The sequence below is a fragment of the Proteus sp. FME41 genome, from assembly GCF_014897315.1.
GTDB lineage: Bacteria > Pseudomonadota > Gammaproteobacteria > Enterobacterales > Enterobacteriaceae > Proteus.
In genome coordinates this window covers 22730-47434 of the sequence record NZ_JABUYL010000006.1, presented here as the reverse complement: position 1 = coordinate 47434, position 24705 = coordinate 22730, and the positions used below count along the sequence as shown (strand labels likewise).

19 protein-coding genes and 1 pseudogene are annotated in these 24705 nt (G+C 38.2%); 8 read left to right on the top strand and 12 right to left on the bottom strand.

Annotated elements, in window-relative coordinates; genetic code table 11:
- Window positions 1-82: 82 nt before the first annotated feature.
- Complete coding sequence (locus tag INT04_RS07325) at window positions 83-784, bottom strand: aspartate/glutamate racemase family protein (protein WP_193015501.1); 702 nt, start codon at window positions 782-784, stop codon at window positions 83-85.
- A 438-nt stretch (window positions 785-1222) separates the two neighbouring features.
- Here INT04_RS07325 and hypT point away from each other — a divergent pair, with 438 nt between their 5' ends.
- On the top strand, window positions 1223-2131 hold the full coding sequence (gene hypT / locus INT04_RS07320) for a hypochlorite stress DNA-binding transcriptional regulator HypT (protein ID WP_193015630.1): 909 nt from the start codon (window positions 1223-1225) through the stop codon (window positions 2129-2131).
- A gap of 65 nt (window positions 2132-2196) precedes the next feature.
- Here hypT and INT04_RS07315 read toward each other — a convergent pair whose 3' ends face one another.
- From INT04_RS07315 to INT04_RS07300, 4 genes are all read right to left on the bottom strand, one after another.
- Window positions 2197-3492 (bottom strand): S8 family serine peptidase, encoded by a 1296-nt coding sequence (locus INT04_RS07315; RefSeq protein WP_193015500.1) that lies wholly within the window; start codon window positions 3490-3492, stop codon window positions 2197-2199.
- A 155-nt stretch (window positions 3493-3647) separates the two neighbouring features.
- Window positions 3648-4235, bottom strand: a complete 588-nt coding sequence (cbrC, locus tag INT04_RS07310) for a PF03691 family colicin E2 tolerance protein CbrC (protein ID WP_193015499.1) — start codon at window positions 4233-4235, stop codon at window positions 3648-3650.
- Between the two features lie 27 nt (window positions 4236-4262).
- On the bottom strand, window positions 4263-4778 hold the full coding sequence (locus INT04_RS07305; protein ID WP_193015498.1) for a hypothetical protein: 516 nt from the start codon (window positions 4776-4778) through the stop codon (window positions 4263-4265).
- A gap of 23 nt (window positions 4779-4801) precedes the next feature.
- On the bottom strand, window positions 4802-6007 hold the full coding sequence (locus INT04_RS07300; protein WP_193015497.1) for an AAA family ATPase: 1206 nt from the start codon (window positions 6005-6007) through the stop codon (window positions 4802-4804).
- Between the two features lie 253 nt (window positions 6008-6260).
- Between INT04_RS07300 and dusA the strand changes: the two genes are divergently transcribed.
- A complete protein-coding gene (gene dusA, locus INT04_RS07295) occupies window positions 6261-7295 on the top strand; it encodes a tRNA dihydrouridine(20/20a) synthase DusA (RefSeq protein WP_193015496.1) in 1035 nt (344 codons plus the stop codon).
- 67 nt (window positions 7296-7362) lie between these two features.
- Here dusA and INT04_RS07290 read toward each other — a convergent pair whose 3' ends face one another.
- Window positions 7363-8346: a quinone oxidoreductase gene (locus tag INT04_RS07290; RefSeq protein ID WP_193015495.1), complete on the bottom strand. Its 984-nt coding sequence runs from the start codon at window positions 8344-8346 to the stop codon at window positions 7363-7365.
- Window positions 8347-8498: 152 nt separating this feature from the next.
- On the opposite strand from INT04_RS07290, the gene dnaB reads away from it, so the two are divergent.
- From dnaB to INT04_RS07275, 3 genes are read left to right on the top strand one after another with little or no spacing between them, the layout of a single operon-like run.
- Window positions 8499-9908: a replicative DNA helicase gene (gene dnaB / locus INT04_RS07285; protein WP_193015494.1), complete on the top strand. Its 1410-nt coding sequence runs from the start codon at window positions 8499-8501 to the stop codon at window positions 9906-9908.
- Between the two features lie 39 nt (window positions 9909-9947).
- Window positions 9948-11039: an alanine racemase gene (gene alr / locus INT04_RS07280; protein ID WP_193015493.1), complete on the top strand. Its 1092-nt coding sequence runs from the start codon at window positions 9948-9950 to the stop codon at window positions 11037-11039.
- A gap of 53 nt (window positions 11040-11092) precedes the next feature.
- Complete coding sequence (locus tag INT04_RS07275) at window positions 11093-12289, top strand: aromatic amino acid transaminase (RefSeq protein ID WP_193015492.1); 1197 nt, start codon at window positions 11093-11095, stop codon at window positions 12287-12289.
- Between the two features lie 106 nt (window positions 12290-12395).
- Here the strand turns inward: INT04_RS07275 and INT04_RS07270 are convergent, their stop codons facing one another.
- From INT04_RS07270 to uvrA, 3 genes are all read right to left on the bottom strand, one after another.
- A complete protein-coding gene (locus INT04_RS07270) occupies window positions 12396-13745 on the bottom strand; it encodes a serine dehydratase subunit alpha family protein (protein WP_193015491.1) in 1350 nt (449 codons plus the stop codon).
- Window positions 13746-13809: 64 nt separating this feature from the next.
- A complete protein-coding gene (locus tag INT04_RS07265) occupies window positions 13810-15141 on the bottom strand; it encodes an amino acid permease (protein ID WP_193015490.1) in 1332 nt (443 codons plus the stop codon).
- 667 nt (window positions 15142-15808) lie between these two features.
- Window positions 15809-18643 carry an excinuclease ABC subunit UvrA gene (uvrA, locus tag INT04_RS07260; protein WP_193015489.1) on the bottom strand — a complete coding sequence of 945 codons (2835 nt, stop codon included), beginning with the start codon at window positions 18641-18643 and terminating at the stop codon, window positions 15809-15811.
- Window positions 18644-18895: 252 nt separating this feature from the next.
- Between uvrA and ssb1 the strand changes: the two genes are divergently transcribed.
- Both ssb1 and zur read left to right on the top strand, forming a co-directional pair.
- Entirely contained in the window at window positions 18896-19423 is a 528-nt protein-coding gene (ssb1, locus tag INT04_RS07255) for a single-stranded DNA-binding protein SSB1 (RefSeq protein ID WP_193015488.1), read from the top strand.
- A 389-nt stretch (window positions 19424-19812) separates the two neighbouring features.
- Window positions 19813-20343 (top strand): zinc uptake transcriptional repressor Zur, encoded by a 531-nt coding sequence (zur, locus tag INT04_RS07250; protein ID WP_193015487.1) that lies wholly within the window; start codon window positions 19813-19815, stop codon window positions 20341-20343.
- Between the two features lie 34 nt (window positions 20344-20377).
- On the opposite strand, the pseudogene INT04_RS19540 reads toward zur, so the two are convergent.
- The 3 genes and pseudogenes from INT04_RS19540 to INT04_RS07235 form a co-directional block, all read right to left on the bottom strand.
- Window positions 20378-20680, bottom strand: a pseudogene (locus INT04_RS19540) (type II toxin-antitoxin system RelB/DinJ family antitoxin); the annotation flags it as partial.
- Between the two features lie 204 nt (window positions 20681-20884).
- A complete protein-coding gene (gene lexA, locus INT04_RS07240) occupies window positions 20885-21496 on the bottom strand; it encodes a transcriptional repressor LexA (protein ID WP_193015486.1) in 612 nt (203 codons plus the stop codon).
- Window positions 21497-21623: 127 nt separating this feature from the next.
- The gene (locus tag INT04_RS07235; RefSeq protein ID WP_193015485.1) at window positions 21624-21995 is read right to left on the bottom strand and encodes a diacylglycerol kinase; all 372 of its coding nucleotides are present in this window, start codon (window positions 21993-21995) and stop codon (window positions 21624-21626) included.
- A 130-nt stretch (window positions 21996-22125) separates the two neighbouring features.
- On the opposite strand from INT04_RS07235, the gene plsB reads away from it, so the two are divergent.
- Window positions 22126-24612, top strand: a complete 2487-nt coding sequence (plsB, locus tag INT04_RS07230) for a glycerol-3-phosphate 1-O-acyltransferase PlsB (RefSeq protein WP_193015484.1) — start codon at window positions 22126-22128, stop codon at window positions 24610-24612.
- Window positions 24613-24705 lie beyond the last annotated feature (93 nt).

Below are 24705 nucleotides of genomic sequence, written 5' to 3'. Positions count from 1 at the left end.
AGTTTTTAAATATGATTAAAATTGTCTGTCTTACTTTTTATAAATTAAAATTGACTGTAATGTGCTTATTATTCATTAGAACTTACTGATGGGATCTTTTTTGATACCAATGTATAGTTGCCTTCACTAATGCACTGGTTGAATCAATATATTTATTTTTCTTGTTTTTAATTTCATTCTTTAAAATAACAGGAACTTCGGTACATCCTAAAACAATCACTTCAGCGCCTTGCTCAAAAAGGCATTGAGCAATTTCCTTCATTAATTTTTCAGCATTTTCTATTTCTCCTGATTTTAATAAATAAATACTTTCCATTACTTTTTGCTGTTGTTCTTTATTCGGTGTAATACAATTCAAACCTTCACTTTCTATTCTTTGTTGATACAACCCCATATAAACCGTCGCATTAGTTGCAAGTAATCCAACATTCACTTTCCCGCTATCAAGCACTTCTTTCATTGTGGAATCAATAATACTAAGCATTTCCACATGGCAACTTTGTTTTAATTCAGAAAACCAATAATGCGCTGTATTACAAGGAATAATAATACATTCAGCACCTGCATTTTCTAGTAAATTTAAGTAGTCTTGCATTAAAGGTAGAGGCGATACACCACCTTGCATTAATGCCTGAGTCCTATCAGGAATATCAGGAATAGAAGAGATAATTAATGGAATATGTTCTTGATCACGGTTTACCGATGTAAAGGTAATAAATTTATTAAATAAATCTACTGTTGCCGCAGGCCCCATACCGCCAAGAACACCAATTAATCCTTTCATAACAAATCTCTCTTACGTTATAAACGACATGATAAAAATCATTAATCATTTTCTAAAAAGAAAATAAAAAATTTGACTATTAATAACTTCTATAAAAATAATATATTTATTATATAAACGTGTTTTGGTGTAAAAGAGAAATGCAAGTATGTATGGCGCAATGCAGATTATGCATTAAGAATTAAATCAATATTGCTATCTTTAATATATAAAAGTTAGTGTTAGCAATAAGATAACGACTACCACCTATTGTTTTATTAAGATTATTATTTAAATTTAACATTGCTTAATAACTAAAATGACACCACGATGCATAATACGAATTAAGAAAAAACATAATAAGGTAATTTTTATAACCAATATTTAACGATAAATATAAAAATCAAACCAAAATAGCGAAATAAATCTTTAAGAATAAATAAAGGGGTAAGTGTAATGATGAAAAATATAGAAACGAAATGGCTTTATGATTTTTTAACGCTAGAGGCGTGTCGCCATTTTTCACATGCAGCAGAACAACGTAATATTTCACAACCTGCCTTTAGTCGTCGGATACAAGCATTAGAGTTTGCGATTGGTGTTGCACTGTTTGATAGAACAACCTTGCCACTCCAACTGACAGAAGAAGGTAAGCTCTTTCATTCACAAGCTCGTAGCTTATTACAGCAGCTTGAATGTAATCTTAGTGAATTGTCAGGCTATAATATTTTAAGCATTCCTAACATTAATATTGCCGCCGCTCATTCATTATCACTCACCCTGCTTCCTAAATTAATCCACTCTCTTTCTCAGTGTAGTGAGGAATTTGTTTATCATGTTGAAGCGATTGATGTGGTACAAGTTGTCAATGCACTGCGTGAAGGTCGTAGTGATTTTATCATCTCTTTTTATGATGAAGATTTAATGCAACCCCCGTTCTGTTGCTTAAAAATATTTGAGTCAGAAATGTATCCTGTTTGTGCAACAACCCCAGAAGGTAAAGCAATGTATGATATCAACCAACCTCAAGTTCCTTTACTTAATTATACTGACGCATCTTATATGGGGCGTTTAGTGAATAAACGCTTACGTGAGGTAGGTGAAATAACCACACGCACACTCTTTATGTCTTCTATGAGTGAATTATTAAAAAATATGACATTAGACGGACATGGTATTGCTTGGCTTCCTATTTATTCTATTGTTGATGAGCTAAAAGAAAATAAACTAGTGCGCCTTAATACACCTGAATTAACAATTCCGATAGAGGCTTATATCTATCGTATGGATACACGGTTAAATAAAACCGCTGAGAATTTTTGGCAAACATTAAAAAAAAATATTTCTAGTCATTTAATTTTGTCATAAAAGAAAATAATACTTATAAAAAACACCTGCTCATTTTTAGCAGGTGTTTATACATTAAGGGGATCCTAGTTATATTTTATTTGTTTCTTTAAATATAAAATCGCATTATTCACATTAGGTAAAGGACCAATTTTTTCATTTGACAGTGGAAAAGTTCCCGTTCTAATTAAAAGATCACGCATCTGTACCGGTGTTAATACACGGTTTGTATTACCTTTATACCAAGATTGGATCACGGCGGCGGCACCCGCGACTAAAGCACTAGCTGATGATGTACCACTAAAATTAGCAGTATAGGTATGATTATCATCACTTCGAAAAAGGTCGCCATAACCCGCCGTTGTAACGTCTTTTCCCCAAGCTTGTACATGAATCGGTGTTCCATGCGTTGAAAAAGGTAACCGATTTAAAGTGTAAGGAGAACCCGCCCCAACCCGTATTGAATAATTATCATGGCGCTGACGGTAACTGTCATATGCGGGTAAATCTAAATCAACACCGCCATTACCCGCGGCCATAATCACAATAATGCCTGCCTCTGTTAATGCGCGTGTTGCTTCCCAAATATGCATTTCATAGTCTGCGGGAACATAAGCCTGATGTTCACAAATTGTCTGCATTTCATATAAAACAATATCCCCTGCATGCAATATACGTTTACTGGCAATAATAGCCTCAATACGCCCATGGGTTAATTCTGAAATGGCATAAAACATATCTAATTTATACGCTAACCCAGTGATCCCTTTACCATCTTTTTTTCCCATAATTAACCCTGCCACAGCCGTACCATGATCAGCCTGACTGGTTTTTTTATTAAAAGGTAATAATGAGGTAATATTGTCTGTTGATAAATCATGATGAGAAAGATTGAAATCCCATTCAATATCTGCGAGCTGTACGCCTTGTCCATAGGCTTTTTGTTCCCAAGCATCCCATATTCCCAATCCATTAATCTTATTAAGATTAATTATTTTCTCTGGTGGGTTTAAATATTTCTGATACTGAGTAAAATCTGGCGTAATATTAGGAGGTTCGATAGGTTGTATTGGTATTGCTTGCACATATTCAATATCAGGATGTCGTTTTAATATTGTTAATATTTCATCTAATGAATATTCATTCTGTTTTGGTAAATTCAGATAATAATATTTATTTAAATCATTAAAATTTATTAAAGTCGTCCTTTCATTACGCTTAGGAGGCATTTGGGAGAGCGATGAAATAACAGGAATCAAAGCAATGTTGGATAAAAATGATTTATACTTTCCATGATAAAAAAAGAGTGATAATTTTTTATTATTATCATTTAATTTATTTATATTATTTACTTTTACAAGGATCTTTCTTTTAATATTCACGTTCAATACTCCTTAACTATTTCTCGCTTTATAGCGTAAAATATCGAGCATTGACTATTTCCATTTTTAATAGTGACAATATAAATAAAGATATTATAAAAAATTATTAAGTCTATCTAATAAAAACAGACTCAATATTATTGAAATATAGTTTATTAACTAAAATCAATATGTAGCCGTAATTTTCCACAGCAACAACATTTAAATAAATAACCTTGGCAATATCCATCATTAGTTAATTTATTTGGTAAATCATCTACTGTTATCCCTATATCACTTATATCCTCTTCGAGAGAAATAAATTCATCTAATTTATCAGCAATATCTTCCCAGCCAACATAACCAACAAATGCACAGAGATCACTACAGTGTGTTAGCCAATGTTCTTGTTGCCAGCCCTGATATCCTGGCGTTCTGCGAATAAGTTCTTCAAGATTTTCTTTGGGTACAATTGATTGATAACCTGAATATTCTCCTTTGCTGTTGTAGGCTGTTGAAGTTCCTTCAACAGAAGAAAGATCTTGAAAATCCCCTTCAAATTTCTCACTAGCAGAACCATCAGCAATACACCAAGGACAAAGCGCTTCGATGTCCTCTACGCTAAAAAAAGGCCCTTCATAGTAGATCTCTGTTTCTTTTCCACAACAGTCACATACCGTAGTATCACCAGTAATAAAAGCCCCTGTTTTTATTGGCTCTGGATGATATTTAAAATAAGGTAATGCTTTTTTTTCAGTTGGCATTCTGTTTTCCTATTTGGTTGTTTCTGGCTACTCATCTTCCATCTTATAAAAAAGATGATTCTTATCCAGAAATACAATATAAAATGTATTGGTATCATATTGTAATCTATTCTTTTCTGATAAATGATTAAAAGTAGATGGATGAATCACAAAACCAATAAGACGGACTTTATTACCTAATCGGAATCTTGCCCAATACGCATCTTCTGGCACAAAAATAGGGTGCTTAAAATCGGTTTTTCTAGGGAAGTTACTATAGTATTCAAGTATTTTAAGCCCACCCCCACCAATTCGCTGATTTTGCCAATAATGCAATGATTCTTTTGTATATTCTTTTAATTTTTCCATTAAATTTTCAAGCGAAGAAATACCAGTATTCTTATTCCAGTCAGCAAAATCTTGCCCTGCTTTTTGTTCAGAATCAAAATAAGAAAAATTAAACTTACACCTATTTTCAATACCCGACTTATCGATAGTACACTGCGGTATTTCATCAATAAAATTTTTCACCAATTTATTTTCACGAAAACTTTTTTTAGCCATATAGATTAATATCCTTTTATATATTAATATCTATTTTTATTATTAAAATTAGGAACGCCACCAATACGCCCTTTTTTATAAAAAGGAGAAATATCTCTATCGTTTCTTAATAGAGGTATTTCATCTAATCGATAACAATAGCTTTCATTATTTTCTTTATTAACTAAAATCGTTCTATAACGACCTAAATCATCAATTATTTCTGTATTGTGCGCAGTCACAATAAGTTGTGAATTCTTAGAGTTAATTGATAGGTCAGTAAATAAATTAATTATTTTTGGTAAGATCATAGCATGCAGGTGAATATCAAATTCATCGGCAATTAATACACCACCATCTTTTAAAATAAGCCAATATTTAAATAACTCATTATAAAGTGTTTTTGTTCCCATCGATTCATCAGCATAGAGCAAGCTAAACTTATTATGATTAACTTCGTGTATAAATGCAGGAAAATCAACATCATCCCCCGAGCTGTTTTTAATCGTTTCGATCACAATATCACTAATACCATCATCACTCTCCATGATAATGTTTTTTACAAAATTTAACGCATCCGGATTTTTTTTATAAAATGATGATCTAATATATTTTATATTTTCTTCCATATCTTTTTTTAATCCATTATGTCCTACATTAAATATAAATGAATTAAAAAAATCCCGAAATACTATTAAATCATTCATCGAATGATTAAATTTAAAATCAGATACTAGACTAATAATTGATTGATCCCCTTTTAACTTTATTTTCTTTAATTCAGAATACTCAGAAATACATTTTATAATTTCATTATTATTTCTTTCAATAAAAAGAACATCCTTACTTCCCTCTTCATTTTTATTTCGAATAAAACCCTCTCTTTTTATTCCTGATGAACTAATATCTAATTCATAATAATAAATAACACCTGATAATTCTAATTCAATATAAAATTCTGTTATTTCTGTTGAAAAAAAGAATGGTTCTATAGGTATTTTTATTTCTTCACTATTATCAGCTGAGTTCGTTTCTGTTGTTATCATTCTTCTCGTTACAAAACAAAATAAAAATGATATCGCTTTCAAAATATTTGTTTTACCTGAACCATTAGCTCCCTTAATACCAAGAACAGTGCCAATATGTCCACCTTGAGTCACATTTTTAGGTGTATTTCCATCATATTCAAAACTAATTTCTACACCTTCTTTGAAACTAAAGTAATTCTTAAATCCAAATTTCTTGATCATAATCTCTCCATCTTTTCATATAAGCCTAATAGGCTCATCTATTGTACAATAGCTTCTTTAATCATAAATAGGTTTTTATGACAATTTTGTCAAATTATGGCCATTAGAATATCAAAAACGTTTATAGTTATTCATAAGATCTTATATTTACCCCATAAAATATTTTGTATCCTCTATGCTATAATGCGCGCTCATTTTATCTCCTTATCAAATGAGAGATAACCACAGCCTAAATAGACGAAAAAATTACAGCATGTCAGAAAATATAGAACTCAATAAAACAACAGAAAATCATGATATTAATAGCTATTCAAAAACATATAATTTGAACCGCTTCTCTGTTGCGCCGATGCTCGATTGGACTGATCGTCATTGTCGTTATTTCTTTCGTCAACTCAGTAAAAATACACTGCTTTATACCGAAATGGTCACAACAGGTGCCATTATTCATGGTAAAGGTGACTATCTAAAATACAGTGAAGAAGAGCATCCTGTTTCATTGCAGTTAGGCGGAAGCGATCCTCAAGCTTTAGCACAGTGCGCAAAATTGGCACAAGAGCGTGGCTATGATGAAATTAATTTAAATGTGGGTTGTCCTTCAGATCGCGTACAAAATGGGCGTTTCGGTGCTTGTTTAATGGGAGATGCACAACTTGTCGCAGATTGTGTGAAAGCCATGCGTGATGTGGTTGATATTCCTGTGACAGTAAAAACGCGTATTGGTATCGATGACCAAGATAGCTACGAATTTTTATGTGATTTTATTGATACCGTGAGTCGTGATAATAACTGTGATACTTTTATTATTCATGCGCGTAAAGCATGGTTATCGGGTTTAAGCCCGAAAGAAAACCGTGAAGTACCACCTTTAGACTATCCTCGTGTTTATCAATTAAAACGTGATTTTTCACACCTTACTATGGCAATTAATGGCGGAATTAAGTCACTAGAGGAAGCGAAAGAGCACTTAAAATATATGGATGGTGTTATGGTTGGGCGTGAAGCTTATCAAAACCCATCTATTTTAGCTCATGTGGATCATACGCTTTTTGATGATCGACTGCCTATTGCTGATGCCGTTGCTGCCGTAAGAGCCATGTATCCCTATATTGAAAAAGAGCTTTCACAAGGCACTTATCTAGGTCATGTGACTCGCCACATGTTAGGTATTTTCCAAGGTATTCCAGGTGCAAGACAATGGCGTCGTCATTTAAGTGAAAATGCCCATAAGCAAGGTGCTGATTTAACAGTCCTAGAAAATGCGCTTAGATTTGTGACTGAAAAATAATTAAAAAATAAATATTTAAAACCTGTCTAATTTATTTTAAACAGGTTTTAAATCTTACAAACAATCATTAAGGAATAAGTAGGCTTGACCCTTGAGATTGTCGGCTTTCAAGATAACGATGCGCTTCTTTTGCATCTGTTAACGCAAATTTCTGATTATCTGGCACACTGACATCAATTTTGCCGCTTCCAATTAATGCAAATAACGCTTCACTTGCCGCATCTAACTCTTCTCGTGTTGTGATATAGCCCGAAATTGAAGGTCGCGTAACGTATAAAGAGCCTTTTTTATTGAGAATACCTAAATCAACTCCCGTTACTGCACCTGATGCGTTACCAAAACTCACCATTAAACCTCGGTGTTGCAAACAGTCTAACGAATCTAACCAAGTCGCTTTACCGACAGAATCATAAACAACTGGCACTTTTTGATTGTTAGTCAACGCTAATACACGCTCAACTATTGATTCTGTTTGGTAATTAATCACTTCCCATGCACCTGCGGCTTTTGCTCTAGCAACCTTTGCATCACTGCCTGCTGTACCTATCATTTTTGCACCAATGGCTTTCGCCCATTGGCTTGCAATTAAGCCAACACCACCCGCTGCTGCATGGAATAAAAAGGTTTCACCTGCTTGTAATTTATAGGTTTCATTGAAGAGATAATAAACTGTTAATCCTTTTAGAAAAGAGGCGGCAGCTTGTTCAAAAGAGATATTATCAGGCAGACGCGCCACTTTATTTTCTGGTACATTATGCGTATCGCTATAAGCCCCTAGCGGAGATTGCGCATACACAACTCGGTCTCCTTCTTTGAGTGACGTCACTTTAGCGCCTGTTTTGATAATAATACCCGCAGCTTCAGTGCCTAATCCGCTTGGAAATTGGCTTACAGGATATAACCCACTACGTACATAAGTATCAATATAGTTAATACCAATTGCCTTATTGGCAACCTGAACTTCGTGATCACCAAGCGATGCAGGTGTAAATGTTGCTAGCTCAAGAACATCCGCACTGCCATGAGCTGCAAATTGAATACGTTTAGCCATTGCTTTCTCCTTTATAGGATGAGGGGTTAAATAAGCGAGCTCTAAAGACCTTTAGAGATAATGACAAAGGATAGCTATTTCTACAAGGCACAGGTAATTGGGTTAGCGTATACTAGAGCGTACTGACACTTTTTCGATTTGATGCAGGATTTATGGCCAGAAATAAGACCACTGACAAGCTGATGTCTGATATTAAAGACCGACAAATGGAGGGATTAAAGCTACCTCCCCATTCGCTGGAAGCAGAGCAGTCCGTGTTAGGCGGTCTGATGATAGATAATGAACGTTGGGATAATGTCTCTGAACGCGTCACCGCCGAAGATTTTTATAGCCGGCCTCACCGTACTATCTTCTCGCAAATGCAGCGTTTGCTCGAACTGGGCAAACCTATCGACCTAATTACACTATCAGAAGCACTTGAGCAAAATGCGCAATTAGATAATGTTGGCGGTTTTGCCTATTTAGCTGAACTCTCTAAAAATACGCCCAGTGCGGCGAATATTAATGCTTATGCCGATATCGTCAGAGAACGTGCTATTGTTCGCGATATGATAAAAGTTGCTAATGAGATTGCAGATGCAGGTTTTGATCCTCAAGGACGTACCAGTGAAGATCTACTCGATTTTGCTGAATCTAGAGTATTCCAAATTGCTGAAACTCGCGCTAATAAAGATGAAGGCCCTAAAGCGATTGAGACTATTTTAGAAGAAACCGTTGAGAAAATAGAACAGCTTTATCAAAAACCTCACGATGGTGTCACCGGGGTTTCAAGTGGTTATCAAGATCTCGATAAAAAAACGGCGGGATTACAAAAGTCAGATTTAATTATTGTCGCGGCACGTCCTTCTATGGGTAAAACGACATTTGCCATGAACTTATGTGAAAATGCGGCGATGACAGAAGAAAAACCTGTGCTTATCTTCAGTTTAGAGATGCCAGGTAACCAAATTATGATGCGTATGTTGGCATCATTATCCCGTGTTGATCAGACAAAAATTCGTACCGGTCAACTTGATGATGAAGATTGGGCGCGAATTTCAAGCACCATGGGTATCTTGCTTGAAAAGCGCAATATGTATATCGATGATTCATCCGGATTAACCCCAACCGAAGTACGTTCTCGTGCTCGCCGAATTTATCGTGAACATGGTGGTTTAAGCCTGATCATGATTGACTACTTACAGTTAATGAGAGTACCTTCATTATCTGAAAATCGAACATTAGAAATTGCTGAAATTTCTCGTTCATTGAAAGCATTAGCTAAAGAATTACAAGTTCCCGTAGTGGCATTATCACAGTTAAACCGTAGCTTAGAACAACGTGCTGATAAAAAACCCGTTAACTCTGATTTGCGTGAGTCTGGCTCTATTGAGCAAGATGCTGACCTTATCATGTTTATTTATCGTGATGAAGTTTACAATGAAAACAGTGACTTAAAAGGCATTGCAGAGATAATTATTGGTAAGCAGCGTAATGGTCCTATTGGTTCAGTCAGACTGACCTTTAACGGGCAATGGTCACGGTTTGATAACTATGCTGGCCCCTCTTACGACGAAGAATAATCACCAGCCTAAGCTTAATTAAAGGAATTATTGAAATATATGAAAGCGGCAACCGCAGTGATAGATCGCCACGCTCTGCGTCACAATTTTCAGCATGTAAGAGACTATGCTCCCCATAGCCGCCTGATAGCTGTCGTGAAAGCAAACGCTTATGGTCATGGGTTATTAGAAACAGCATATACCTTAATGGATGATGCTGATTGTTTTGGTGTTGCACGTATTGGTGAAGCATTAACCTTACGCAGTGGCGGGATTGTAAAACCCATCCTTTTGTTAGAAGGTTTTTTTGATATTGTTGATTTGCCTATTTTAGTCGTCAACCATATTGAAACCGTTGTTCATAGCCAAGAACAACTAGAAGCATTAGAACAAGCCGACTTAGATGAACCCGTCAAAGTATGGATGAAAGTCGATACAGGTATGCATCGTTTAGGAGTACGTCCTGAAGATGCAGAAGCCTTTTATCAGCGACTGTCTGCCTGTAAAAATGTCCAGCAGCCCGTTAATATTGTAAGCCATTTTAGTCGTGCTGATGAACCTGATATCCCTGCAGTGACCCAAAAGCAAATCGAATTGTTTCAGTATGTTATTAAAAATAAAGCAGGTGAAAAATCGATTGCTGCGTCTGCAGGTATTTTATTTTGGCCTCAAGTTCATTATCAATGGGTTCGCCCTGGCATTATTACTTATGGTATTTCCCCAACAGGTGATGATAGAACAGGAAAAGACTTTGGTTTAACCCCTGCAATGACGCTAAAAACAAGCTTAATTGCAGTACGTAAACATAAAGCAGGTGAACCCGTCGGTTATGGTGGTACATGGGTAAGCGAAAAGGATACCTATCTTGGTGTTATCGCTATTGGTTATGGTGATGGCTATCCTCGAAGCGCACCGTCAGGCACTCCAGTGTGGATTAATGGTCGAAAAGTGCCTATTGTAGGTCGAGTTTCGATGGATATGATCAGCGTTGATTTAGGTACAGAACTTATTGATAGTGTTGGTGATGAAGCTATTTTATGGGGGGATGTGCTACCCGTTGAAGAAATCGCCAAATATAGTGGTATTAGCGCCTATGAGTTAATTACTAAATTAACCTCTCGCGTCATCATGGAATACCTAGACGAACAATAATACACACGATATTGTATCCCTATGACACACTAAACGTGATTGGAGAATAAGCCGTGTTTCAACAGGTTGAAGCGTTTCCGGGAGATCCGATTCTCTCATTAATGGATGTTTATAATAAAGACCCGCGCCAGGATAAGATTAATTTAAGCATTGGTCTTTATTATGATGAAGAAGGTAAAACCCCTATTTTAGGAACCGTTTCAGTTGCGCGTCAGCAACTGAATACCATGACGCCTACCGCAACACTTTATCTACCAATGGAAGGGCTAGCACCTTATCGTAGCGAAGTTCAAGATCTCCTTTTCGGTACAGATAATCCTCTAATTGCAGAAAAGAAAATTGCGACAATACAAACATTAGGTGGCTCAGGTGCATTAAAAGTAGGCGCAGATTTTCTGCATCGTTATTTCCCAGGATCGGAAGTTTGGATAAGCGATCCTACTTGGGATAATCATGCTTCTATTTTTGCGGGCTCTGGTTTCAACGTGAATTATTACCCTTACTTTGATCCTGAAACTAAGGGCGTTAAATTTGAAGCGCTGTTAGATTGCTTTAAAAACCTACCTGAAAAAAGCATTGTGTTGATGCACCCTTGTTGTCATAACCCAACGGGCTCTGATCTGACTAAAGAACAATGGGATCTCGTCACTGAAGTCTTAAAATCTCGTCAAGCGATCCCCTTTTTAGATATTGCTTATCAAGGCTTTGCTGAAAATTTAGAGGATGATGCTTATGCTATTCGTACTATGGCAAAAGCAGGATTACCGGTACTAATTAGTAATTCTTTCTCAAAAATCTTTGGGATCTACGGTGAGCGTACGGGAGGGTTATCGATTGTTTGTGATAACGCACAAGAGTGTGAACACGTATTAGGCCAACTAAAAGCAGGGGTACGTCGTATCTATTCAAGCCCTGCAAATTATGGTGCGCAAATTGTCAATAAAGTGCTATCCGATCAGGTTTTAACAGCACAATGGCAAAAAGAAGTTGCGCATATGCGTGATCGTATTAAAGAGATGCGAGTCACCTTAGTCGATGCCTTAAAAGTGGCACTACCTAAAAAGAACTTCGATCACTTATTAACGCAACGTGGCATGTTTAGCTATACCGGTTTTACACAAGCACAAGTTGATAGATTAAGAGATGAGTTTGGTATTTACCTTGTCGGTACGGGCCGCGTTTGTATGGCGGGTGTCAATACAGGTAATGTTCAGCGCATTGCACAAGCTTTTGCCGCAGTAAGTATTTAAATTACTTTTTGTTATTTCAAAATAAAGAAAGACCCGCTTATTTTCATAAACAGGTCTTTCTTTTTACTGCATCACTCTATTTACTGCCACGATAGGTTTTTGCCTTTTATGCGTTGACAGTTTGCTTCTTTTCCCCGGCATTACGGCGTGCTTTTTCTTCCATGATCTCAATAATTTGAATATCGGTATGTTGCATTGCATGACTTGCTAATGCACAGAGATTCGCAATTGAGCTATCAACATCATCACTGACAATACCATCCGTACCTGTAACACTTTGATTTTGCATCGCCATTAATACTGCTTTATAAGCACTTGCAGCACTGCTCGATACTTTCATTGCACAGCTATTTGATGCACCATCGCAAATAATGCCACTGATATCACCAATCATACTATTGATAGACATACTGACTGTGGTGAAATCTTTTGTCAGTAACCATGCCATCCCTGCGGCTGCCCCCATTGAAGCGGTGGTTGCAGCACAAAGAGCAGAAAGCGGTGGGAAATGGCTATGAACATAAATCGCCATTAAGTGTGATAAAACCAGTGCACGCAATAAGGTTTCATCATCAGCTTTGGTAAATTCAGCAACAACCATAACAGGCAAAGTGGCTGCAATTCCCTGATTACCAGAGCCTGAATTACTCATTGCAGGTAATACCGCGCCCCCCATACGAGCATCAGAAGCAGCCGATGCTCTGATCATAATTTCATTAAGTAAATCTTTACCTAATAAACCTTTCTCTTGTTGCAAAATTAACGTGCGACCAATCGCTAATCCATAGGTGTTTTTTAGCCCTTCTTCTGATAACGCCCCGTTTAAATGAGCGGCATTGAGCATAAATTCAATATCACTCACTGGCACATTGAGTGCGAAGTGATAAATATCTTCAGCACAAACATCAGTAAAAGGTTTCTCATCAGTACATTCACAATGATTGGTGAGTGCTGTTTTATCTTCCTCAAAAACAACCTCACCATTACATTCACAACGCACAACATGCGTATGCTCTCTTGCGATACTGACGATGGCATAACCAGATTGACCATACACTTTTGCTTCAGAGTAAAGTACATCCTCACAGGGTGCTTTCACACCCACAGTGACATAACCTTGAGCAACCAGTGTTTTAGCTTTAGCAACGGCCTCTGTGGATGCCTTTAGCAAGACTTCTAGCCCTGCATCAGGATCCCCACCCGTTGCGCCCAGTGCAGCAGCAATAGGAAGCCCAGCCATTCCCGTTCCAGGTACGGTTACGCCCATTCCGTTTTTCATTAAGTTTGGTGAAACCCAAGCTTCAACACGAACAACTGGCTCGCCTAAAAGAGCGGTCGCTTTCGCCGCTGCCAGTGCTAATGAGATTGGCTCTGTACAACCTACCGCGGGTTTAACACCTTCACGTAACTGACGAACAAACTGCGACCATAAATGAGAATTTTTGTTCTGGCTCATAATCTAACACCTTGGATTAATTTAGTTTTTAACAACAACATCTAACTAGAACCGAAGTTGGCGGCTATGAGAATGCCAAGAACGGAGAGATAACGAGCAGAAAACCGGTAAAGATAATCAGGTAAAGTGACGCCCCTTTGTATTTGTGTAACATAGGTACTTTGTACACTAAGTAAGCAGGAATAAGACAACCCACCATACCGAAAATAGGGCTACAGATTGAGGTAAAGCTGAGTACTGGCGCATTAAGAATAATTGCTCCCCATGCTAATAGCACAGCAAAAATCATGATGCCATTTTGTACCCATTTCTGGCTGATTTTTTCAGCAGGCATATAACGTTGCAGAATATTCATCACAATCCCTTGTGTCGCTTCACGGAAACCTAAGTAGACACCAAAGAACGCAGTCATTACGGCAAAGATATTCAGCATAACGCTAACAACCGTTACCCAACCACCAGGGAAGAATTTTGCTGCAATTGCTAATGCTGAGATATTTTGTTCATAGGCTTTAACCGCTTCATCATGACCCATTGCTAATGTGAATGAGATTGCATAGAAGAAAACAGTACAGAACAACACTCCAAAAGCGATGTTCATTGCACGTAATGCTTTATGACGAGCAACTTCGCGGTTTTTATTACGACCACGATAAGAAATCACCATTGGGCTTAACGTTTGAATAAACAGAATGGATGTCAGAGTAAAAGGTAATGTGATAATTGCTTCTTTAATTAAGCGCCCTGCTGGCGGTAACGCACCTACGTTATGTAAATGCCACATACCAATCATTGATAATCCCAGCGCTGCAACAACCAGCAATTTTGTCAGTACCATAAAGCTTGAAACTTTAAACAGTAATTGCTCACCACGAGAAGAAATAGCCACTAGAGCACAGATTAAAACCAAACCATAGAATGGATTTTCTGATAATAATCCTTCCGTTACACCAAAAGTCTGCAAGTAAGAAGCACTGTCATTAGTAATGGCTGTTGAGTAAACAAACATCCAAATCACTAACATTACAAAATAGAGAGCACCTAATAAAATGCCCCAGTTTTTACCGAGATAACCGGTGATCACACTTGGGTAGTCTTTACACTCTGGAGATTCAGCCAACGTATTAATAAATAGACGTTGGAAAAGGTACATCGCAGGATAACCAATGATCGAGGAAAGTAGGAAAACCCATAATCCCATTAGGCCTACTTGCACAGGTAAAAATACAATACCTGCACCGATAGCCATACCGATACTCATGATAACCCAGCCTGCATCATTGCTGTCGAATTTAATTGCCGCACGCCATTCTTGTTCAGTCATACCTGCGCGGCGAGCGCCAGCACTAGTTGCGGGATAGCTTGTTGTCTCTGTTTTTGAGGAAGCCGTTTCCATATTAGTACTCACTTTTTATATTGTAATTGTTAATAGCAAAACGAATTTTTGGGGGTAAAAAGATCTATCTAACATCGCGATGACAAAATAACCTTACTCTTTGCAGGTATTATTTATTATGGGTAAATGATAAGGAATATTACGGAGAAAAAAGTTGTTATAAATCGTGATAGCCTGAAATGATTTAGAAAAAAATTCCCTCGTAAGGAGAAAAATAGGATTATCTGTTCAAAGAGCACAGTAAATAATAACCTTCCCCCTACTGTAACCCCAAAAAACACACAACCAATTGATTATAAACAAATTATAACTATTGTTATACAATAATAGTCAAGTATAACAATTGAAACAAATCACCAAATAAATTGTGCTGTCCATCACGGTATTCTGTGATAACCGCTTCCATTTAACTTTGTTATCTCGTATTTAGTTAATATTTAGTTACAAAACAGCATAATTAACTATTTAATCCACTTTTTATAAAAAAAGTGTAATTTATAAGATCTAGAAATATATAAAAGTGAATGACGAAAAAAGAATACTTTTCCAATAGAATTAAATTCTATAATACAACGTGGATTTACTTTTCTTGAAGAAAGGGCGCTACAAATAATAAGAGATTTATTATCTGTAGCGCTTAGATTATAAGAGAATAAGTAGTGTGGTACTAATAACCACGCTCTAGGATTGGCTTTAAGAATCTTGCGGTATGTGAACCTTCAAATTCGGCAACTTGCTCTGGCGTTCCTGATACCAAAATTTGACCGCCTCCACTTCCGCCTTCCGGACCGAGATCAACAATCCAGTCTGCCGTTTTAATCACATCAAGGTTATGCTCAATCACCACGATCGTATTACCTTGGTCGCGTAACTGATGAAGAACCTCAAGTAACAGTTCAATATCAGCAAAGTGAAGCCCTGTCGTCGGCTCATCTAAAATATAGAGTGTCTGACCTGTACCACGTTTTGACAACTCTTTCGCTAGCTTAACCCTTTGAGCTTCACCTCCCGATAAGGTTGTCGCTGATTGCCCCAATCGGATATAAGAAAGCCCTACATCAATTAATGTTTGTAACTTACGAGCCAATGCAGGAACGGCATCAAAGAACTCTCTTGCCTCTTCAATAGTCATATCCAACGCTTCGTGAATATTTTTCCCTTTATATCTAATTTCAAGAGTTTCACGGTTATAACGTTGGCCTTTACACTGATCACAAGGGACATACACATCAGGTAAAAAGTGCATTTCAACTTTTATAACACCATCACCTTGGCAAGCCTCACAGCGACCACCTTTAACGTTAAAGCTAAAACGGCCTGGTGTATAGCCTCGGGTACGTGATTCAGGGACTCCCGCAAACAACTCACGAATAGGGGTGAATACACCAGTGTAAGTTGCTGGATTTGAACGAGGAGTACGGCCAATTGGGCTTTGGTTAATATCAATCACTTTATCGAAATGTTCTAGACCATCGACATCTAAATAAGGTGCGGGCACGATAGTGGTAGCGCCATTTAATTGGCGTTGTGCAATTGGAAATAACGTATCGTTAATTAATGTCGATTTACCTGATCCCGAAACTCCAGTAATACAGGTAAATAAACCCACAGGTAATTTCAGGTTCACATTTTTTAAGTTGTTACCTTTGGCACCTAAAATTGTCAGCATCTTTTCACGATCAACAGGCACACGCTGTTCAGGGATCGCAATACGACGTTCACCGCTTAAGAATTTACCTGTTAATGAATTCGGATTATTGATGATATCTTCAAGTGTTCCTTGAGCAACAATTTCTCCCCCATGAACACCCGCACCAGGGCCAATATCGATAACATGATCAGCAGCACGAATTGCATCTTCATCATGTTCAACAACGATCACGGTATTACCCAAATTTCGTAAGTGGATCAATGTTTCAAGTAAGCGATCGTTATCCCGTTGGTGTAACCCTATTGAAGGTTCGTCTAGTACATACATAACACCGACTAATCCCGCACCAATCTGGCTCGCTAAACGAATACGCTGTGCTTCGCCACCCGATAAGGTTTCAGCCGAGCGAGAGAGTGTGAGGTAATTTAACCCTACATTGACCAAAAATTTCAATCGATCGCCAATCTCTTTCAAGACTTTTTCTGCGATCTTCGCACGTTGACCACTCAACTTGAGATTTTGAAAAAAGGTCATCGCATGCCCAATACTGTAATCTGCAATTTCAGGCAGTGTCGTATTTTCAACATACACATGGCGTGCTTCACGGCGTAAACGCGTACCACCACAAGAAGCACAAGAACGATTACTGATATATTTGGAAAGCTCTTCACGTACCGCACTTGATTCTGTTTCGCGGTAGCGACGTTCCATATTATTTAACACACCTTCAAAAGGATGATGACGAACAACAACATCACCACGATCGTTAGTGTATTTAAACTCAATATTTTCTTTACCTGAGCCCGTTAAAACTATTTTTTGGATATTATCAGGTAAGGAATCAAACGGCGCTTCAACATCAAAATGATAGTGTTCACCCAGTGAACGCAGCATTTGAAAATAGTAGAAATTACGGCGATCCCACCCTTTAATTGCCCCACCCGCAAGAGATATCTCACGGTTTTGGATCACTAAATCAGGATCAAAAAATTGCTGAACCCCTAAACCATCACACGTCGGGCAAGCCCCTGCTGGGTTATTAAAGGAGAATAAGCGAGGCTCTAACTCACTCATGCTGTAACCACAAACAGGGCAAGCGAAGTTGGCAGAAAAAATAATATCTTCTGCGTTGTTATCATCCATATCAGAGATAACCGCAGTACCACCAGAAAGCGCTAATGCCGTTTCAAAAGATTCAGCTAAACGTTGAGCAAGATCATCACGTACTTTAAAGCGGTCAATCACCACTTCAATGGTGTGCTTTTTCTGTAGTTCTAATGTTGGAGGATCAGAAAGATCGCACACTTCGCCATCAATACGAGCCCGAATATAGCCTTGAGCCGCAAGGTTATTAAGCAGTTTAATATGCTCACCTTTACGCTCTTTTACTACTGGAGCCAATAACATTAAGCGTTTGCCCTCTGGCTGTTCGAGGACGTTATCAACCATTTGGCTGACCGTTTGTGCCGCTAATGGAATATCGTGATCAGGACAACGAGGTTCACCGACACGTGCAAATAAAAGCCGGAGGTAATCATGAATTTCGGTAATTGTCCCCACGGTTGAACGTGGGTTATGTGACGTTGATTTCTGTTCAATCGAAATAGCGGGAGACAAACCTTCAATATGATCGACATCAGGCTTTTCCATTAACGAAAGAAACTGACGAGCATAGGCAGAAAGCGATTCGACATAGCGTCGTTGCCCCTCTGCATAAAGCGTATCAAAGGCTAAAGAGGATTTACCTGAGCCAGAAAGCCCCGTAATAACAATAAGTTTATCGCGAGGAATGACCAAATTGATATTTTTTAGATTATGGGTGCGAGCGCCCCGTACTTCGATTTTATCCATGAATATATCCCGGATTGAAAGAGTCGCCGAAAAAGAAATAATCGGATAATTATGACACAAAGTTAACTGAATGGATATACAGTATATATAGTGAAATTGAATGATGATGTAAACCTGTCACTTTGAGACAGAAAAATATCGACAAGGTTCGCAATTGAGAAATTCATCACACGTCATATTCAAATTTTAGCGTACGTGATAAACTTATTCGCTTATGATTTCAAAAAATTTACTTTCGCAGGAGTCCCTCACATGGCGAGCAGAGGCGTAAACAAAGTTATTCTTATCGGTAATTTAGGGCAGGATCCAGAAATCCGTTATATGCCAAGTGGTGGCGCAGTTGCCAACTTAACACTGGCAACATCAGAAAGCTGGCGCGATAAACAAACCGGTGAAACGAAAGAAAAAACCGAGTGGCACCGTGTGGTAATTTTCGGAAAATTAGCGGAAATTGCAGGCGAATATCTGCGTAAAGGTTCACAAGTGTATATCGAAGGTCAATTACAAACGCGTAAATGGCAAGACCAAAGTGGTCAAGACCGATATAGCACTGAAGTTGTCGTCAACATCGGTGGCTCAATGCAGATGTTAGGTGGTCGTGGCGGTCAAGATGGTGCACCATCACAAGGCGGTCAAGGCGGTTGGGGTCAACCACAACAACCACAGGCATCACAACAATTTAGTGGTGGCGCACAATCTCGTCCAGCGCAACAACCTGCAGCAGCACCCGCACCAAACAATGAACCACCTATGGATTTTGATGACGATATTCCGTTCTGACGGTTACTTGAGACCTAGTTTTGTTAAGTTTGATTATTTAAATTAAATATAACAATATCTGAAAAACTAACCCAGCTCAGGCTGGGTTTTTTGTTGCTGATTATCAGTACCTCTCACCATAGAAAACCATTTTCCTCATGTAAACAAACTGGTTTTACAGTGAATAAATTCGTTTTATGCGATAAATTGTTACCTGTTTATCTCTCTTCAAAGACACATTCTTTATATTATTGAAAGAAAACAGGTTCTTTTATCTAATAACAGATCTCTTTAAAAAAGAGCGTAATACCACAGTTATTTCCATAAAACCCCACTTTACATAAAGGTTTGCTCTTGAAAAATATGATAGGATCTGTGTTATTAATAACGTCTGAGAGCATCTTATCCCCATGAATGAAGAGAAATTGCTCGCTCAGGCAGAAAAGATCTGCCAGAAACGAGGGGTTCGCCTGACTTCACAACGTCTGGCAGTATTACGTCTGATAATGCAGCAACCTTCTGCTATCAGCGCATATGATTTATTGGATTTATTACGCCAAGTTGAGCCACAAGCCAAACCACCGACAGTCTATCGTGGGTTAGAGTTTTTACTTGAGCAAGGATTTATCCATAAAATAGAATCCACCAACAGCTATGTGCTTTGTCATCATTTTGATGATGTTGAACATACGTCAGTCATGCTAATTTGTGACCGTTGTTTATCTGTCACCGAAAAGAATAGCCATAAAATCGAAGATGCGATTTCATTGCTGGCAAAAGAGAGTGGATTTCATTTACGACATAGCGTCATCGAAATTCATGGATTGTGTTCACTGTGCCACGAAGCACAAGAGTGTACACATCCTGAAGGTTGTCATCATGATCACAGTATGGATGATAATCTTAAGCAGAAAAAAACCGGCGACTATAAGCCTCGTTGAGCTTATAAAATACAAAAAGCCAGCTAAGTGCTGGCTAATACATGTTGTTCTTTTGAATTCTCACTTCGGCTAATGAATAAGCTTTACTCTCCTCACGCTTACCAACAGCAATAACTAAAATCACAACTTCAGAATCAATAACTTGGTAAACCAATCAAAAACCAGATGCTCGTAATTTAATCTTATAGCAACCCGTGAGATCACCTTTTAAGCGAGCTGACGACTCTATGACAGAAACTTCTGAGAAAGGTAATTTTTCATTTTCAGAAACATAACGTAGAAATAATCTTATGGCATCTGAAGGAGATAGGTTCATTTTTTCAAATACTTGATAAGCTTATGTTTTCAGCTCATCGTCTACTCTAACTTGTATCGTTGTCATAAGCATCTCCGTGATTAAAACACATCATATTGTAATTACATTTGTAGTGCAGTGGTGTTTTTTATACAAATTAGAAATAAAAAATGCAGATGATTTTGTGTTTTTACACATCATCTGCATCTTTATAAAATAAGTTGTATTGACTTACTTTGGTCTAAATTACAACCATTCACCGTTACGAATAATCCCTACTGCTAAACCTTCCACAGTAAAGCTTTGTTCGCGTAAATCGACAATAATAGGTGAAAATTCTGGGTTTTCTGCATGAAGTTCAATCTTATTTCCGCTTTTCTTAAAGCGTTTTACGGTCACTTCATCTTCAATACGTGCCACAATGACTTGCCCGTTGTGAACATCTTGTGTTTTATGCACAGCCAGTAAATCGCCATCCATAATACCGATATCTTTCATTGACATACCATTAACACGCAGTAAAAAATCTGCACTTGGTTTAAATAGCATTGGGTCAACTTGATAGTGGCTTTCAATATGCTCTTGCGCTAAAAGTGGTTCACCCGCAGCGACGCGCCCAATTAATGGCAGTCCTTCAGGTTCTTCTTCCATTAGCAAACGGATACCTCTTGATGCGCCAGAGATAATTTCTATCACACCTTTACGAGCAAGAGCTTTTAAGTGCTCTTCTGCCGCATTTGGCGAGCGAAACCCAAGTTGGGCCGCTATTTCAGCCCGTGTTGGTGGCATACCCGTTTGCGAAATGTGATCACGAACCAAATCGTAAACCTGCTGCTGCCTTGCAGTTAATGCTTTCATTCCGCCCCCTGTTTGTTTATACAGTCAGACTGTGAGTATATACAGGTATATGACGATTTGGAACCTTAAATGAATATAAAACACGCATCTTTGGATTATTTTTCGACAACTATCGAATTTTTTAACTTTATGCGAAGAAATGCCCCCAAAGAATGGTTCCCCAAGTAAATAATCCCAATATAATAGCAATCAGAACGGCGGCAGAACCCATATCTTTTGCTCGTCCTGATAGTTCATGGTGCTCAGGCCCAATTCGATCGACAACGGCTTCTATTGCACTATTTACCAGCTCCAAGATCACAACGAATACAACGGAACCAATGAGTAAAATGCGCTCTAGACCACTGACATCGATGAAAAATGAAAGGATAATTGCAACCAAGGTCACAATGGCTTCTTGTCTAAAAGCGGCTTCATTAACCCAAGCGGCACGAATGCCCTTGTATGAATAGCCACCAGCTTTGATAATTCGGGTAAAACCTTTATTTTGATTAGCCATAATAAACTCTATCGAAAACAAACGATTATTTTGCTACTTTTCTCTATTAATATTGTCACAGCACCACAGATCTACGAAAGACTTTCTGTTATGCTTTCGAGGTATTGCTAATAAGAGGCTACAACTATTTATGTCAGCTTGGCGTAAACTATATTATAACACATTGAATTTACCACTAAAATTATTGGTAAAAAGTAAACGAGTTCCGACGAATCCTATCACTGAATTAGGGTTGGATACGTCGCGATCTTTCCTTTATGTGCTGCCTTATCATTCAAAGGCAGACTTACTAACATTAAGACAGCAATGTTTATCGCTGGGATTACCTGATCCACTGCAACCTCTTGAGATAGGTGGAACTAAGCTTCCTGCGTATGTCTTTATTGACGACGGCTCAAGAGTATTTCGATACTACTCCCCTGATCCACGTAAAGATTCCGTGAAAACATTCCATGCTTATCTTGATGCGCATCGTAATAACCCACATCTTGATATCGAGATGTTGCCGGTTTCCGTGATGTTTGGCCGTTCACCCGGCCGTGAAGGCCATAATGGCGTTCCGCATTTACGTGTACTTAATGGTATTCAAAAATTTATCGCGATCCTCTGGTTAGGCCGTGATAGCTTTGTTCGTTTTTCACCAACAGTATCAATGCGTGAGATGGCGAACGAACATGGCACTGACACCAGTATAGCCCGAAAACTCGCACGCGTTGCACGTATTCACTTTTCACGTCAACGCTTAGCCGCAGTTGGCCCGAAATTACCCGCGCGTCAAGATCTCTTCAATAAATTGCTTTCATCAAAAGCCATTGAAAAAGCAATTGAAGATGAATCTAAAGCGAAAAAAATCTCACTGGATAAAGCGAGTAAAAATGCCACTGATATCATGGAAGAAATTGCCGCTAACTTCTCATATGAAGCAGTTCGTATCAGTGATCGTGTATTAAGTTGGACATGGAATAAGCTCTATCAAGGTATCAATGTTTATAATGCCGAGCGAGTAAGAAAACTTGCACAAGATGGGCATGAAATTGTTTATGTACCTTGTCACCGTAGCCACATGGACTACTTATTGCTGTCTTACGTGCTTTATCATCAAGGTTTAGTTCCCCCTCATATTGCGGCAGGTATTAACCTTAACTTCTGGCCAGCAGGCCCAATTTTCCGCCGCTTAGGGGCTTTCTTTATACGAAGAACCTTTAAAGGTAATAAACTGTATTCCACTATTTTCCGCGAATATTTAGGCGAGCTATTTACACGAGGCTATTCTATTGAGTATTTCGTTGAAGGTGGACGCTCACGTACAGGTCGATTGTTAGATCCTAAAACAGGAACACTTTCAATGACCGTACAAGCCATGTTACGCGGTGAAACACGCCCTATTTCTGTTGTACCTATTTATATTGGTTATGAACACGTCATGGAAGTGGCGACCTATGCCAAAGAGTTACGTGGCGCAACAAAAGAGAAAGAAGGCTTTATGCAGATGGTCAGAGGATTACGTAAATTACGTAACCTTGGTCAAGGTTATGTTAACTTTGGTGAGCCTATTTCCGTTGCACAATACTTAAATCAGGCCGTACCACAGTGGCGTGATGATATCGACCCCATTGAGCCACAACGCCCAAGTTGGCTGAACCCAGCAGTGAGTTCACTGGCTGATAACATTATGGTTCATATCAATAATGCTGCCTCAATTAATGCAATTAACCTTGTCTCAACGGCACTGTTGGCATCACGTCAGCGAGCACTCACAAGAGAACAACTGTTAGAGCAAGTCGATTGTTATCTAGAATTATTACGTAATGTGCCTTATTCGACTGACATGATTGTGCCTGATAAAAATGCAGAGGCATTGTTAGCACACGCTCTACAATCAGATAAATTCCAAGTTGAAAAAGACAGTTTAGGTGATATTGTGGTGCTTCCGCGTGAAAGCGCGGTCTTGATGACTTACTATCGCAATAACACAATCCACTTAATGATCACACCATCATTAATTGCTAGCATCATCTTGCATCATGAAAAAATTCATCGTGATGAATTAATGAAACAGGTTGAATTAATCTTCCCTCTCATTAAGGCTGAACTTTTTATACGCTATGAGAAAGAAGCACTGCCTGATGTCATTAATACCTTGATTGCAGAACTTTGTCGCCAGCGTCTAATTTGTTGTGATAGCGATAATTTACTGCGCATTAATCCAGCGCGGATCCGCCCACTACAGCTTTTGGCTGCGAGTGTTCGAGAAACATTACAACGTTATGGCATTACATTATCTTTACTCAATTTTGCCCCTGAAATCAGCCGTGCATTATTAGAAAAAGAGAGCCGTATTTTGGCACAACGTCTTTCTGTCTTACATGGTATCAACGCGCCCGAATTTTTTGATAAAGCCGTCTTTTCTACCTTAGTGTCAACACTGCGTGAAGAGGGTTATCTTAATGACAATGAAGATATTCTCAAAGCAGATGCTTCTGCACTTTATCAAGTGATTGCAAAACTAATGTCACCAGAAATTCGTTTAACCATTGAAAGTGTCGGCGTTACTGAAGATAACAATTCAGTGCAAGCTATTGATGAAAAAAGTGAGCTTACTAAAGCTGATAAATAATCAGCAAATATGTTTGTTTTACACAATAAAAAGGGATAAGCATGATTGCTTATCCCTTTTTTATTTCTACGTGATAGTAGATAACCCTTTAGC